Below are 12,417 nucleotides of genomic sequence, written 5' to 3'. Positions count from 1 at the left end.
CCCTGGCCGCCACCATTGCCGCCGGGCTCGCGCTCGGCACGCTCGCCGTCACCGTGCCGCGGCACTGGCCCGAGAAGGTCTGCTGGATGCTGTCGGATGAGTACCACGCCAACGAGGGCGGCCACATCCGCATCTACAAGGCCAGCGAGCTCGACGCGAAGCTGCGCGCCGAGGGCCTGGTGCACACGCACACCCACCACGCGCACGGCCTGCACGCGCCGTACTGGTGGATCAAGTGCGCCGTCGGCGTCGAGCGCGACCAGCACCCCGCCGTCCGCGCCTACCACCGGCTGCTGGTGTGGGACATGATGAAGGCGCCCCGCACGACCCGCGTGGCCGAGAAGGCGCTCAACCCGCTGCTCGGCAAGAGCGTCGCGCTGTACTACACCAAGCCGCTCGCCTGACGTGACGCTCCCGACCACCCGCTGGGGGCCGCTCCCGCCGGCGGGGACCGCGCTCGCCCTGCCGGGCGTGCTCGACGCCGCGCAGGTGCAGGCCACCGCCGACACCATCGTCGCCGTGCAGCGGCCGGACGGGTCGATCCCCTGGTTCGAGGGCCACCACCTCGACCCGTGGGACCACCTGCAGGCCGCGATGGGCCTGGCCGTCGCCGGACGTCGCGACGAGGCCGAGGCGGCGTACGCGTGGAGCCGCACCGCGCAGCGACCCGACGGGTCGTTCGCCACCGAGTACGTCGACGGTGTGGTCACGGTGCCCGCTACCGACGCGAACTTCACCGCCTACGTGGCCACGGCGGCCTGGCACCACTGGCGCCTCACCGGCGACGTCGCGTTCGTCGAGGCGATGTGGCCGACGGTACGGGCCGCGCTCGACGTCGTGCTCGAGCTGCAGGAGCCGGCCGGTCCGGTGCGCTGGTCGCGGGGGGCCGAGGGCGACGTCGCCGACGAGGCGCTCGTGACCGGCAACGCCAGCATCCACCTGAGCCTGCGCTGCGGGGTCGCGCTGGCCGAGGTCGTCGGCGAGGACGTGCCGGGCTGGCGTGACGCCGCCGTGCGGCTGCGTCACGCGCTCGACCACGAGCCGCACCGCTTCGCCGACAAGGCCCGCTTCTCGATGGACTGGTACTACCCCGTGCTCGGCGGCGCCCTGCCCGACGCCGTCGCGGCGGCGCGCCTGGACGCCCGCTGGGACGACTTCGTCGTGCCCGGCTTCGGCGCCCGCTGCGTCGACGACAGCCCGTGGGTCACCGGGGGGGAGACCTGCGAGCTGGTGCTCGCGCTCGACGCGGTCGGCCGCGACGACGACGCGCGCCGCATCCTCGGCGAGATCCAGGTGCTGCGCCGCGACGACGCGACCTACTGGACCGGCTACGTCTACCCGGACCAGACGTACTGGCCGGTCGAGCAGACCACCTGGACCGCCGGCACCGTGCTGCTCGCGGTCGACGCCCTCACTCGCACCACGCCCGCGAACGGCCTGTTCCGCGGCGACGGCCTGCCGCTGCTGACCACCGACGAGGAGCGCCCGTGAGCGAGCTCGACCTGCCCAGTGATCTCCGCAGTGTCGCCGACGACGTCCGCGGCTTCCTGCCCGACGAGGAGGCCGACGCCCTGCGCGAGGCGGCCGGCGAGCACCTGCGGCCCGGGGGCGTCGCCGTCGAGATCGGCAGCTACTGCGGCAAGTCGGCCGTCCACCTCGGGCACGTCGCCCGGCTCCGGGGCGCCCGGCTGGTGACCATCGACCACCACCGCGGCTCGGAGGAGCAGCAGTCGGGGTGGGAGTACCACGACACGTCGCTGGTGGGGGCCGACGGACGGATGGAGACGTTGCCGTTCCTGCGCGAGACGCTCTCGCGGGCGGGGCTGGAGGACGTCGTCGACGTCGTCGTCGCGCGCTCGCCCGACGTCGCGTCGTGGTGGGGTCGCGAGCTGGACCTCGTGTTCGTCGACGGTGGCCACACCGACGAGCACGCGCAGGCCGACTACGACGGGTGGGCCCACTGGGTGCGTCCCGGTGGTGTGCTCGTGATCCACGACGTCTTCCCCGACCCGGCCGACGGCGGCCAGGCGCCGTACCGGATCTACCGGCGCGCCCTCGAGGACGGCTTCGCCGAGGTCGCCCACACCGGCTCCCTCCGCGTCCTCCGCCGCTGACCGCCCTCCCCACCCCCGCTGAGTGTGACGTTTGGGGCCCAGATCACCGCGATCTGGGCCCCAAACGTCACACTCAGCGAGGGAGGGGTGGCTCGATGAGGGCGTTGAGCCGGTCGATGAGCTGCTGGAAGCGCTGCTTGGTGTCGGCGTCGACGGTCTCGAGGACCCGCGACCGCTCGCGCAGGAGGTGGGCGGCGGGCTGGAAGCGGTCGAAGCGGTGGCCCAGCACCGTCTCGGCCTGGTGGACGATGCGCCGACGTGGCGGGGTGCGCAGGAACCGCTTCCCGACGAGCCTGCGGTGCGAGAGCACCGGACCCCCGGACTCCGCCAGGAGCCGCAGGTACCACTCGGCGTCGAACAGGTCCTCCAGGTCGGCGTCGAGCGTGCCGGTGAGGTCGGTGAGCGGCACGAGGTGGTCGGTCGAGATCGCCCCGCGGTTCACGAGCTCCTCGACCGCGCCGCGCGACCCGGCCGGACCGTCCATCAGCACCGTCGCCGACGTCGCGGTGGTGCCGAGCAGGGCGAGCGTCGTCGGCAGCCCCGACGCGCCACCCATCGGCGTGACCGTCCAGCGCGGGTCGAGCGCGCGGCCGCCCTCGGACCGCAGCAGGTCGCCCATGACCGCGAGGTAGGTGACGTCGGACGGCGATGACACGAGGAGCTGGTGCGGGCTGCTGACGAGCGTGCGGGCGAGGTCGGCGCCGAGGGCGGCGAGCAGCGGAACCGTCGTCTCCGGACCGGCGGTCCACAGCTCGGAGCTGACCGTGGTGCCGCGGTCGCCGACGTTCTCCAGCACTCGGCACCGGGAGAGCCGGCCCGCGTCGACGAGGTACGGCGAGTGCGTCGAGTACACGACCTGGTGGTGGGGCTCGAGCTGCTCCTTCAGGTAGCGCAGCAGGTCGCCCTGGGCATTCGCGTGCAGGTTCATGCCCGGCTCGTCGAGCAGCACGACCCGGCGCTCCTGCTCCGCGAACTCCGAGAAGGCGGCGAGGAAGGAGAAGAACCAGAGGAACCCGCTCGAGCGCTCGGCGACGTTGAGGCTCACGCCCCGGCGCTCGTCGCGTACCCGGACGTGCAGCCACGGCTCCGGCGACGCCAGGCCGACCGTCTGCAGGTCGAGCTCGACGGACAGGTCGCGGTTCTGGCTCCAGTAGGCGAGCAGCTGGTCGGTCAGGCGCGTCGCAGCGGCCGCGAGCGCCGCCTCGTGCTCCTCGTGCTCGTCGGCGCCGAACGACGCGTCGGCGATGCCCGCGAGCCGCAGCAACGCCAGGGCCGTGCGCTCCGACGGGTAGAGGTCCGCCGCATCGAGCTCCTGCAGGCGACGGATCGAGACGCTGCCCGGCAGCACGTTGTGGTCGTCGAAGTACTGGAAGCCCGGCAGCATGGCCGTGAGGTCGGCGAGCGTCCCCGGCGAGACGTCGAGGGGCGTGCCGTCCTCGTCGACCGCCCAGTGCAGCGCGTCGTCGCCGTAGCGCCGGCTCACGTACAGCGGTGTCGTCGGCAGACGCTCGCCGCTGCGCTCCAGACGCTGACGGTCGGCGTAGTCGAGCTCGACCTCCAGCGTCACCGGCCGGACGTCGTCGATCCGGTCGCGGTCGGGCCCGAGGTCTCGGCGCGGGTAGTCGCGGCGCGCCGCGAACGCTGTCGGGTGGCCGCTCGGCAGCGGGTTGGCGCGGTACAGGGCCTGCAGCATGGCGGTCTTGCCCGACTCGTTCTTGCCGACGAGCGTGGTGAGGCCCTCGTCGAGCGCCAGCCGGCCCGAGTCCTGCACCGACATGACCTTGCGGACGCGCGCAGCGACCAGTCGCATGCCTCGAACCTCCCTGGGTGGTGCCGGCGGGACACAGGTTACTGGTCGAGGGCCCGTGAGGGTGGGGTGTCCGCGAGGTCGACGCGATCTCCGTAGCCTGGCGCGGTGGACGACGTGACCGTAGGGGTGCTGCTGTTCCTCGCCGCGGCGGCCTTCGTCGCGGGGTGGGTCGACGCGGTGGTGGGCGGCGGCGGCCTGGTGCAGCTGCCCGCGCTGCTCGTGGCGTTCCCCCAGGCGGCGCCGGTGCAGCTGCTCGCGACGAACAAGGTCGGGTCGATCGCCGGCACCACGACGTCGAGCCTGACCTACCTGCGTCGCGTGCGGCTCGACCTGCGCACGGCCGCACCGTTGGCCGCGGCGGCGTTCGTCGGGTCGCTGCTGGGCGCGGTCGTGGCGTCGTGGATCCCGAGGGCGGCGTTCAACCCGGTGATCCTGGTGGTGCTCGTCGCCGTCGGCCTGTTCACCGTGCTGCGACCCGAGCTCGGCCAGGTGGCCGCGCTGCGCTACGACGGGCGCCGCCACTACGCGGCCGCCCTGTGCATCGGTGCCGCGGTCGGCTTCTACGACGGAGCGCTCGGGCCGGGGACGGGCTCGTTCTTCGTGTTCGCGCTGGTGGGGGTGCTGGGCTACGGGTTCCTCGAGGCCAGCGGGAAGGCGAAGCTGGCGAACTTCGCGACCAACCTCGCCGCCCTGGTCGTGTTCGTGCCGCAGGGTGTCGTGATGTGGCAGGTGGCCGCGGTGCTGGCGGTGAGCAACGTGGCCGGCGGCTACCTGGGTGCCCGGCTGGCGGTGGCGCGCGGCAGCCGCTTCGTGCGGGCGGTGTTCGTGGTGGTCGTGTGCGCCTTCACGCTGCGCATCGGGTGGGACACCTGGCAGCAGCTCGTCGCGTGACATCGCCTGACGTTGGGTGACGTCGTGGGTGCGGTCGCGAGCTGCTGCTGCGCTGCCTGCGAGGGTCTTCGGTTGCTGGTGCGCTGCCTCGGCTCGCGCTGGAAGTGGCCCTCGAGGGGGCCTCGACCGGGCGGGGCGTCGGGTCGGATCTCGGGGTGCGGCCTGGGTGGGCGGTAGGTGGCGCGCGTATCCCACGCCGGGAGGTAGGTGAGGCGCGGAAAGCGAGCTCGTATCCGCGCGTCACCTACCGCCCACGCCCAGGAAGCGCGCGTCACCTACCTCCCACACGCCAGGCGGCTGCGTCAGCCCTGACGAGCCTTGAGGCGAGGGTTCTGCTTGTTGATGACGTAGGTGCGGCCGCGACGGCGGACGACCTGCGAGCCGGGCTGGTTCTTCAACGAGCGCAGCGAGTTGCGGACCTTCATGGTTCCTCCTGGGATCGGGCGTGGGTGGGGTCGGGCGGCGAGGTGCTCAGACGTCGACGAGGCCGCGATGCACGGCCTTGACGAGCCGCCGCGGGACGTGGACGGTGCGGCCGTCGACGGTCACCGGCACGAGGTCGGGCCGCGTGGCCTTCCACTGCGAGCGGCGGTGACGGGTGTTGCTGCGTGAGGTCTTGCGCTTCGGGACTGCCATGGTTCCTCCTCAGGCGGCGCGGCGGACGTCGCCGAGCCAGGGTTCGAGGCCGTCCTCGACGACCTCCCAGTAGGGGCCGCGCTCGGCCATCTCGGTGTCGGTGAGCAGGCAGTGCTCGAAGGCGGCCTGCACGTCGTCGGGCGTGCTCGCGAGCGGCCCCGACACGAGTCCGTGCACGACGATGCGGGTGAGCGGGGCGCTCGCGCCCCACGGCGACGCCGTGCCGATGCTCAGCTGGCCGCCGGCACCGTCCCACACGCACACGTCGGCGGGCCGGCTGGGCAGCCAGAACGACCCGCGCGAGCGTCGGGGTCCGCCGCCGATGCGCTCGATGCTCTCGAGCAGGCGGTCGGGGTGGAAGGGGCGGTCCGAGCGCAGGTCGAGCGTCCACACGTGCTCGGACGCGTACCGCGGCAGCTCGCCGCGGCGCACGACGTCGACCCAGGCCTCGGTCACGGCGTGCAGGTGCGCCCCGTCGACCAGCGGGCCGGCGTCGAGGGCCGACGGGTCGTCGACGACGGGCACCTGGGGGCGCGCGAGCGCACGGAGCAGGTCGCGGGCGTCGGGCGACGACGCCCCTGCCAGCACGACGGCGTCGGCGTACTCGACGATGGCGGCGGCGGTCTCGGCCACGCCCCGCGTGTCGTCGTCGCTGGTGTGCAGCGACCGCTCGTGCAGCAGGTCGTCGCCGAGCAGGTCGCCCAGCACCGTCTCGCCGTCGAGGGCCGCGACCACGGCGGCGACGTGCACGTGGGGTGCGACGTCGGCGTAGGACTCGATGACCCGGCAGGCCTGCAGCGCCTCGGCGGCCACCGGCAGGTGCGCGACGACGGTGCCCCAGCGACCGCTGGCGGCGAGCCGCTCGAGCGTCGGCACGACGTCCTCGCGCAGCGCGCAGGCCACGCAGGCGTGCTCGAGCTCGTGCACGTGCCGCTCGACGACACCGGTGAGGTCGCTGACGACGCGGGTGAGCTGCTGGTTCTCCACGTCGAGGGTGTGGCGCACGACGACGGCGGAGGGCAGGTCGAACTGCAGGCCGACGGTGACCGCCTCCATGGCCGCGTCGCCGATGCCGGTCACCAGCACGGCAGGGACGCTGCGCTCGAGGATCCGGCGGCGGCTGCGACGGGGGGCGGGGCTCATCGTCCGCCCTGCCCGTAGCGGCGGCGGAAGCGCTCGACGCGGCCCTCGGTGTCGACGACGCGGCCCTTGCCCGTCCAGAACGGGTGGCTGGCGCTCGACACGTCGACGTCGACCACGGGCAGCGTGCGGCCGTCGACCTCGACGGTCTCGTGGTCGGCGGGGAGCCGCTCGGGGAGCGTGGAGCGCGTGACGAGCAGGAGGTCGCCGGAGCGGTCGCGGAAGGCGACCTCCTCGTAGCGGGGGTGCTGGTTCTTCTTCACGAAAGATCTCCGGTAGTCTGTTGCGAACGATTGTCATTCTACACAGGAGGTCGCCGTGTCGCGCACCTGCCAGGTCACGGGGGCCACCCCCGGCTTCGGCCACCACGTCTCGCACTCGCACCGTCGCACCAAGCGGCGCTTCGACGTCAACGTCCAGAAGAAGCGGTACTGGGTGCCCAGCCTCGGCCGCCACGTCACGCTCACCCTCAGCGCGCGCGGCATCAAGACGGTCGACGTCCGCGGCATCGACGCCGTGGTCGCCGACATCCTCGCCCGAGGGGAGCGGCTCTGATGGCGAAGAGGGGCAACGAGCTGCGCCCGATCGTGAAGCTGCGCTCGACCGCCGGCACGGGCACGACCTACGTCACGCGCAAGAACCGCCGCAACGACCCCGACCGGCTGGTCCTGCGCAAGTACGACCCGAAGATCCGCAAGCACGTCGAGTTCAAGGAGGAGCGCTGATGGCCAAGCGCAGCAAGATCGTCGCCAACGAGCGACGCAAGGAGACCGTGGAGCGCTACCGCGACCGACGTGACGCGCTGCGCGCGGCGTCGCGCGACACCACCCTGTCGATGGCCGAGCGGATGGACGCGTCGCGCGCCCTCGCCCGTCTGCCGCGTGACTCCTCGCCGTCGCGCGTGCGCAACCGCGACCAGGTCGACGGTCGGCCCCGGGGCCACCTGCGGGTCGCGGGGCTCTCGCGGATCCGCTTCCGCGAGGGTGCGCACCGCGGCGAGCTCCCCGGCATCACGAAGTCGAGCTGGTAGTCAGCCGTCGGCGCCGGGCGGGGGGAGCAGCCGCGTCTCCACCCGCTCGGGCACGAGGTCGGGCGTGCCGTCGGCCCGGCGCGTCGGCACCCAGCGCTCGTCGACCACGACGTCGCGGCCCTCGAGCACCAGGTCGAACGCCGCCCGCACCTGCAGAGCCATCCGCCCGAGGGCGGTGAGCCCCTGGTGCTGGTGCTCGCGGCGGCCCAGGTCGGCCTGCGCCGTGGCGTCGAGACCGTGCTTGCGCACGGCGTGCAGCAGCATGCCGACGTCGACGCCGTAGCCGCTCACGACAGGAAGGTCGACGAAGGCGTCGCGCACGAACGCGCACTCCCCGGCGAGCGGCTGGACGAAGCCGCCCAGCTCGGGCGCCCGACGGGCGATCTCCGGGCGTGCCGCGAGCTCGGTCACGCGTCCGCCGCCGCCGTCGTGGGTGGGGCGGTCGTAGAACGCCTTGACGAGCACCAGCGACGGGTCGCGGAGCAGCGGACCGACCAAGCGGGCCACGAACGCCGGGTCGAAGCCGGTCACGTCGGCGTCGAGGAACACGCCGACGTCGCCCTGCATCCGGGCGATGCCCGTGCGCATGGCCGCACCCTTGCCGCCGTCGAACGCGGGGTCGGGGTCGGCGACCGTGATGACCCTCGCGCCCGCGTCACGCGCGACCTGGGCGGTCGCGTCGCCCGAGCGGGAGTCGACCACGAGCACCTCGTCGACCAGGGGGACGAGGTCGCACAGGGCGGTGCGCACGCGCTGCACGATCGCACCGATCGTCGCGGCCTCGTCGCGGGCGGGGAGGATCACCGTGACCCGACGTCCCGCCTTGGCGTCGACGAGGTCGCCGAGCGGGCGCGACGCGTCGAACGTGCGGGTCTCGAACCAGCGTCGTGCCTCAGACAAGGCCGCGCACCGCCCGAGCAGGGGGGCGCTCGCCGCGCAGGGTGGCCGTCATCTCCAGGACGCGTCGGGTGGCGACGACGTCGTGGGTCCGGAACATCGCGCAGCCGGCCGCTGCGGTCAGCGCGGTGGTGGCCAGCGTGCCCTCGAGGCGGTCCTCCGGCGGCAGGCCCAGCGTCTCGCCGATGAAGTCCTTGCGCGACAGCGCCATGAGCACGGGCCAACCGGTGGCCACCAGCGTGTCCGCGCGCCGGGCGAGCTCGAGGCTGTGGAACGTGTTCTTGCCGAAGTCGTGGGTGGGGTCGACGAGGACGCCCTCACGGGGCACCCCCGCGCCGACCGCGGCCTCGGCGGCACGCGTCGTGGTCGCGACGACGTCGGCCACGACGTCGTCGTAGCGCACCCGGTGCGGTCGAGTGCGCGGGAGGGCGCCGCCGGTGTGCGAGCACACGTACCCGAGACCGTGCTCGGCGGCCACGTGCACGACGTCGGGGTCGTGCCCGGCCCACGTGTCGTTGAGCAGGTCGGCCCCGGCCGCGGCGGCCGCCTGGGCGACGTCGGCGCGCCAGGTGTCGATGCTGATGACCACGTCGGGCTCGGCCTCACGGACCGCCTCGATGAAGGGCACGGTCCGTCGCACCTCCTCGGCGGAGTCCACCGCGTCGCCCGGGCCGGCCTTGACGCCACCGATGTCGACGACCTCCGCCCCGTCGGCCACGGCGCGACGGACGGCGTCGAGCGCGGTGGTGGGGTCGAACGTGGCCCCGCGGTCGTAGAAGGAGTCCGGCGTGCGGTTGATGATCGCCATCACGAGGGCCCGGTCCCGGACGACACGGCGTCCGCGGAAGGTCAGGTCGGCCACGACGTCATGCTCCCAGACGGACCCACGCGACGCTGCTCGACCGGCGCTCGCGGCTCACGCCCCGACGGGGTGGCGCACGATGGCCTGCTGCACGGCATCGACGGCAGCCTGCAGGTCGGCGACGTGCGTGCCGCCCTCGACGCTCCAGCCGGGGCCGCCGAGCAGCACGTCGGTGCGGTCGGCCGCGGCGTCGAGGACGGAGGCCAGGGCGCTGCCGTCGAAGTGGACGATCGACGCCCAGAGGAAGACGGCGGCCGGCTCGAGCCGGATCGTCATGCCGGCGATCGCGCTGAACGGCGTGCGCTGCCCGAGCATGTGGCAGCCGATCTCCTGGTCGGCGAGCGCGCACTGCAGCGCGAGCAGGGGAAGGACGTGGTGCTCATCCTCCGCACAGGCCAGCAGGACGGGCCGGTGGTCCTGTCCCTTCGTGCGGCGTGACGCGAGTCGCGCGCGCAGCGCAGTGTGCAGCGCGTCGCTCACGAGATGCTCGCCGTCGACGCCCACACTGCCGCGGTACCACTCCTCGCCCACCCGACGCATCGACGGCGCGATGTGGTCGGTCCAGGCGCGGATGGTGCCGAGGTCCTCGAGCTTGCGCACGAACAGCGTCCGCAGGCCCTCGGCGTCGTAGGCGCGGGTGGCGGCGATGACGGCGTCGGCGAAGGCGTCGGCGCCCTCGGTGCGCTCCATCGGGTCGCCGCTGATGGCGGCGCGGGCGGCGGCTGCGGGACCGAGGCCACTGTCGACGAGCAGGTGCATGCGCTGCAGTCGCTCGACGTCGGCGGCGTCGTAACGGCGGTGTCCGCCGGCACTGCGGGCGGACGGACCGAGCTCGTAACGGCGCTCCCACGTGCGCAACGTGGAGGCGGGGATGCCGAGCTTCTCCGCGACCTCGCCCACGGACAGCAGGGTCGCCTGCTGCGCCTGGGTGGTCGGATCGGTGGAAGCCATGCCCCCATCATAGAACTTGTTCACCCACTTGCCAACCTGAACAAGTTGTCGTTATGGTCTGAACAACAACGACCTCACCGGCACGAGTCCCCCGAGGCAGCTTCCCGAAGGAGTGCACGATGGCAAACCTCAAGAACCTCCCGCTCCCGCTGCAGGAGGTCTACGAGTGGCAGTACCAGGGCGCGTGCCAGGGCCTGGAGTCCGCCCGCTTCTTCTCCCCCGACGCCGAGCGCGGCTCACGACGACGCGACCGCGAGTCCGCGGCCAAGGCGATCTGCGCGACCTGCCCCGTCATCAACGAGTGCCGCGAGCACGCGCTGGCCGCCCGCGAGCCCTACGGCGTGTGGGGCGGTCTGACCGAGCACGAGCGCACGGAGATCCTGGCGCAGTCGCAGCGCGACATCGCCTCCTGAGCGACCGGGCTCAGTCGGGGTCGAGGGCCGTCCGGCCCTCGGCCAACAGGTCCGCGGCGTGCTTGTCCTCGGCCGGAGCCTGCGGGTCGACGTTCCGGTCGATCTGCTCGTTGAGGTAGCGGAACAGCTCCGCCGACGCCGCGGCGACCGGCACGGCGAGGAACGCTCCGGTCACGCCGAACAGCGTGCCGCCGGCCGTGACCGACATCAGCACGACCCCGGCATGCAGGTTCATCGTCTTGCCCTGCAGCCACGGCGACAGCACGTTGCCCTCGAGCTGCTGGACCGCGATGACGATGAGCGCGGCGATGACCGCCGCCTTGAAGTCGTTGGTCACGAGGGTCACGAGCACGGCCAGGATCCCGCTGGCGAACGCGCCGATGATCGGGATGAACCCGCCGAAGAACGTGATGACGGCCAGCGGGATCGCCAGCGGCACGCCGAGGATCGCCAGACCGATGCCGATGAGGACCGCGTCGATGAACGCGACGAGGCTCTGGGTGCGGATGAAGCCGCCGATGGTGCCCCACACGCGAGCGAGCAGCTCGCTCACGTGCATGCCGGCGCGCTGGCCGCCCAGCGTCGCGAGCCACGGCAGGAACCGGTGCCCGTCCTTGATGAAGAAGAACGTCAGCATCAGGATGAGCACCAGGTTCAGCACGGCGTTCGTCGCGGCGCTCAGCGTGGAGAAGATGCCCGAGCTGATGGCCGCGGCGCTGTCCTGCAGGCGGTCCTGGACGGCGGCGATCGCGCGCGTGATCTGCCCGTCGGACAACGAGAGCGGTCCGTCGGTGAGCCAGTTGCGCACCTCCTGCAGGCCGCCGGAGGCCTGCTTGGCGATGGCGGGCGCCTGACCGGCCACCTGCGGCGTGAGGATGGCGATGGTGGCCACGACGATGCCGAGGAACGTCAGCATGACGATGAGCGCGGCCAGCGTGCTGGGCACCTTGTGCCGACGCAGCCAGCTGACGGGTGGGGACAGCACCGTCGCCACGAGCAGCGCGATCGACAGCGGGAAGAAGACCATCCAGAGGCTGCCGACCACCCAGCCGAGCACGAAGAGGGCCGCGGCCACCACGACGAGACGCAGGCCCCAGCGCTGCATGGTGGCGAAGGCCTCGTCGATGACGACGGCCCGGTCGCGGACGCGGGGGGTGCTCATGGGGCTCAGCCTAGGCGGACGGCTCCGCCACCGGCGGCAGCCGCCAGTCGACCGGCGCGGTGCCGAGCGTCCTGAGGTGCTCGTCGACCCGGCTGAACGGTCGCGAGCCGAAGAAGCCGCGCGACGCCGACAACGGGCTGGGGTGCGGGCTCGCGACCACCGGCACGTCGCCGAGCAGCGGCTGCAGGTCCTGCGCCTGACGTCCCCAGAGGACGGCGACGAGCGGTGCGTCGCGGGCGACGAGGGCGCGGATGGCCTGCTCGGTGACCTTCTCCCACCCCATCCCGCGGTGGCTGGCCGGGGCGCCGACGCCGACGGTGAGCACGCGGTTGAGCAGCAGCACGCCCTGCGCGGCCCAGGCGCTCAGGTCGCCGTGCGGCGACCGTGGGACGCCGAGGTCGGCCTCCAGCTCGGTGAAGAGGTTCGCGAGGCTGCGCGGGACGGGGCGCACGTCGGGCTGCACCGAGAACGAGAGCCCCATGGGGTGTCCGGGCGTGGGGTAGGGGTCCTG

At 73.1% G+C, this 12,417-nt stretch carries 17 protein-coding genes and 1 pseudogene; 8 read left to right on the top strand and 10 right to left on the bottom strand.

From position 1 onward, the window contains the following. From A6Q81_RS12990 to A6Q81_RS12980, 3 genes and pseudogenes are all read left to right on the top strand, one after another. Nucleotides 1–404: pseudogene (locus A6Q81_RS12990) on the top strand (SAM-dependent methyltransferase); the annotation flags it as partial. Between the two features lies 1 nt (nucleotide 405). Further along, the gene (locus tag A6Q81_RS12985) at nucleotides 406–1,491 is read left to right on the top strand and encodes a prenyltransferase/squalene oxidase repeat-containing protein (RefSeq protein WP_286690712.1); all 1,086 of its coding nucleotides are present in this window, start codon (nucleotides 406–408) and stop codon (nucleotides 1,489–1,491) included. Then, nucleotides 1,488–2,114, top strand: a complete 627-nt coding sequence (locus A6Q81_RS12980) for a class I SAM-dependent methyltransferase (RefSeq protein ID WP_286690711.1) — start codon at nucleotides 1,488–1,490, stop codon at nucleotides 2,112–2,114. The genes A6Q81_RS12985 and A6Q81_RS12980 overlap by 4 nt, the downstream gene beginning before the upstream one ends. Nucleotides 2,115–2,187: 73 nt before the next feature. Here the strand turns inward: A6Q81_RS12980 and A6Q81_RS12975 are convergent, their stop codons facing one another. Then, nucleotides 2,188–3,924, bottom strand: coding sequence for an ATP-dependent nuclease (locus tag A6Q81_RS12975; protein ID WP_286690710.1), 1,737 nt, complete (start codon nucleotides 3,922–3,924; stop codon nucleotides 2,188–2,190). Between the two features lie 105 nt (nucleotides 3,925–4,029). On the opposite strand from A6Q81_RS12975, the gene A6Q81_RS12970 reads away from it, so the two are divergent. Continuing rightward, complete coding sequence (locus A6Q81_RS12970) at nucleotides 4,030–4,815, top strand: TSUP family transporter (RefSeq protein ID WP_286690709.1); 786 nt, start codon at nucleotides 4,030–4,032, stop codon at nucleotides 4,813–4,815. Between the two features lie 302 nt (nucleotides 4,816–5,117). On the opposite strand, the gene ykgO is transcribed toward A6Q81_RS12970, so the two are convergent. Genes ykgO through A6Q81_RS12950 form a run of 4 tightly spaced genes read right to left on the bottom strand, consistent with a single transcriptional unit; the run spans nucleotide 5,118 to nucleotide 6,854 of the window. Then, a complete protein-coding gene (gene ykgO, locus A6Q81_RS12965; protein WP_023645249.1) occupies nucleotides 5,118–5,240 on the bottom strand; it encodes a type B 50S ribosomal protein L36 in 123 nt (40 codons plus the stop codon). Nucleotides 5,241–5,286: 46 nt separating this feature from the next. Beyond that, nucleotides 5,287–5,451, bottom strand: coding sequence for a 50S ribosomal protein L32 (gene rpmF / locus A6Q81_RS12960; protein WP_067854059.1), 165 nt, complete (start codon nucleotides 5,449–5,451; stop codon nucleotides 5,287–5,289). A 9-nt stretch (nucleotides 5,452–5,460) separates the two neighbouring features. Further along, a complete protein-coding gene (locus A6Q81_RS12955; RefSeq protein ID WP_067854062.1) occupies nucleotides 5,461–6,594 on the bottom strand; it encodes a GTP-binding protein in 1,134 nt (377 codons plus the stop codon). Then, on the bottom strand, nucleotides 6,591–6,854 hold the full coding sequence (locus A6Q81_RS12950; RefSeq protein WP_286690708.1) for a type B 50S ribosomal protein L31: 264 nt from the start codon (nucleotides 6,852–6,854) through the stop codon (nucleotides 6,591–6,593). Before A6Q81_RS12950 ends, A6Q81_RS12955 begins: the two co-directional genes overlap by 4 nt. 55 nt (nucleotides 6,855–6,909) lie before the next feature. On the opposite strand from A6Q81_RS12950, the gene rpmB reads away from it, so the two are divergent. From rpmB to rpsN, 3 genes are read left to right on the top strand one after another with little or no spacing between them, the layout of a single operon-like run. Then, a complete protein-coding gene (gene rpmB / locus A6Q81_RS12945) occupies nucleotides 6,910–7,146 on the top strand; it encodes a 50S ribosomal protein L28 (RefSeq protein ID WP_067854070.1) in 237 nt (78 codons plus the stop codon). Continuing rightward, nucleotides 7,146–7,316 carry a 50S ribosomal protein L33 gene (gene rpmG, locus A6Q81_RS12940; protein WP_067854075.1) on the top strand — a complete coding sequence of 57 codons (171 nt, stop codon included), beginning with the start codon at nucleotides 7,146–7,148 and terminating at the stop codon, nucleotides 7,314–7,316. The genes rpmB and rpmG overlap by 1 nt, the downstream gene beginning before the upstream one ends. Next, nucleotides 7,316–7,621 (top strand): 30S ribosomal protein S14, encoded by a 306-nt coding sequence (rpsN, locus tag A6Q81_RS12935; protein WP_286690707.1) that lies wholly within the window; start codon nucleotides 7,316–7,318, stop codon nucleotides 7,619–7,621. Before rpmG ends, rpsN begins: the two co-directional genes overlap by 1 nt. On the opposite strand, the gene A6Q81_RS12930 is transcribed toward rpsN, so the two are convergent. The 3 genes from A6Q81_RS12930 to A6Q81_RS12920 are packed head-to-tail and all read right to left on the bottom strand — an operon-like array spanning nucleotide 7,622 to nucleotide 10,331. Next, a complete protein-coding gene (locus A6Q81_RS12930) occupies nucleotides 7,622–8,521 on the bottom strand; it encodes a glucosyl-3-phosphoglycerate synthase (protein ID WP_067854083.1) in 900 nt (299 codons plus the stop codon). Next, on the bottom strand, nucleotides 8,514–9,380 hold the full coding sequence (gene folP / locus A6Q81_RS12925; protein ID WP_067854086.1) for a dihydropteroate synthase: 867 nt from the start codon (nucleotides 9,378–9,380) through the stop codon (nucleotides 8,514–8,516). Before folP ends, A6Q81_RS12930 begins: the two co-directional genes overlap by 8 nt. A gap of 54 nt (nucleotides 9,381–9,434) precedes the next feature. Continuing rightward, complete coding sequence (locus A6Q81_RS12920; protein ID WP_286690706.1) at nucleotides 9,435–10,331, bottom strand: MerR family transcriptional regulator; 897 nt, start codon at nucleotides 10,329–10,331, stop codon at nucleotides 9,435–9,437. A 119-nt stretch (nucleotides 10,332–10,450) separates the two neighbouring features. Here A6Q81_RS12920 and A6Q81_RS12915 point away from each other — a divergent pair, with 119 nt between their 5' ends. Continuing rightward, nucleotides 10,451–10,744 carry a WhiB family transcriptional regulator gene (locus tag A6Q81_RS12915; RefSeq protein WP_067854091.1) on the top strand — a complete coding sequence of 98 codons (294 nt, stop codon included), beginning with the start codon at nucleotides 10,451–10,453 and terminating at the stop codon, nucleotides 10,742–10,744. 10 nt (nucleotides 10,745–10,754) lie between these two features. Here A6Q81_RS12915 and A6Q81_RS12910 read toward each other — a convergent pair whose 3' ends face one another. Beyond that, nucleotides 10,755–11,906: an AI-2E family transporter gene (locus A6Q81_RS12910; RefSeq protein WP_286690705.1), complete on the bottom strand. Its 1,152-nt coding sequence runs from the start codon at nucleotides 11,904–11,906 to the stop codon at nucleotides 10,755–10,757. A 10-nt stretch (nucleotides 11,907–11,916) separates the two neighbouring features. Beyond that, nucleotides 11,917–12,417, bottom strand: a 501-nt coding sequence (locus A6Q81_RS12905; protein ID WP_286690704.1) for a uracil-DNA glycosylase, incomplete at its 5' end; no start/stop codon positions are given.

The sequence above is a fragment of the Aeromicrobium sp. REDSEA-S38_B2 genome (assembly GCF_001628525.1).
Classification (GTDB): domain Bacteria; phylum Actinomycetota; class Actinomycetes; order Propionibacteriales; family Nocardioidaceae; genus Aeromicrobium; species Aeromicrobium erythreum.
This window is presented reverse-complemented; position numbering and strand designations above follow the sequence as displayed.

Excerpts from the sequence above, each read along its gene's own strand:
- rpmG (WP_067854075.1), top strand. The coding sequence starts at position 7,146 with ATGGCGAAGAGGGGCAACGAGCTGCGCCCGATCGTGAAGCTGCGCTCG.
- A6Q81_RS12920 (WP_286690706.1), bottom strand. The coding sequence starts at position 10,331 with ATGGCTTCCACCGATCCGACCACCCAGGCGCAGCAGGCGACCCTGCTG.
- rpmF (WP_067854059.1), bottom strand. The coding sequence starts at position 5,451 with ATGGCAGTCCCGAAGCGCAAGACCTCACGCAGCAACACCCGTCACCGC.
- A6Q81_RS12975 (WP_286690710.1), bottom strand. The coding sequence starts at position 3,924 with ATGCGACTGGTCGCTGCGCGCGTCCGCAAGGTCATGTCGGTGCAGGAC.
- A6Q81_RS12910 (WP_286690705.1), bottom strand. The coding sequence starts at position 11,906 with ATGAGCACCCCCCGCGTCCGCGACCGGGCCGTCGTCATCGACGAGGCC.
- A6Q81_RS12915 (WP_067854091.1), top strand. The coding sequence starts at position 10,451 with ATGGCAAACCTCAAGAACCTCCCGCTCCCGCTGCAGGAGGTCTACGAG.
- A6Q81_RS12955 (WP_067854062.1), bottom strand. The coding sequence starts at position 6,594 with ATGAGCCCCGCCCCCCGTCGCAGCCGCCGCCGGATCCTCGAGCGCAGC.
- rpsN (WP_286690707.1), top strand. The coding sequence starts at position 7,316 with ATGGCCAAGCGCAGCAAGATCGTCGCCAACGAGCGACGCAAGGAGACC.
- ykgO (WP_023645249.1), bottom strand. The coding sequence starts at position 5,240 with ATGAAGGTCCGCAACTCGCTGCGCTCGTTGAAGAACCAGCCCGGCTCG.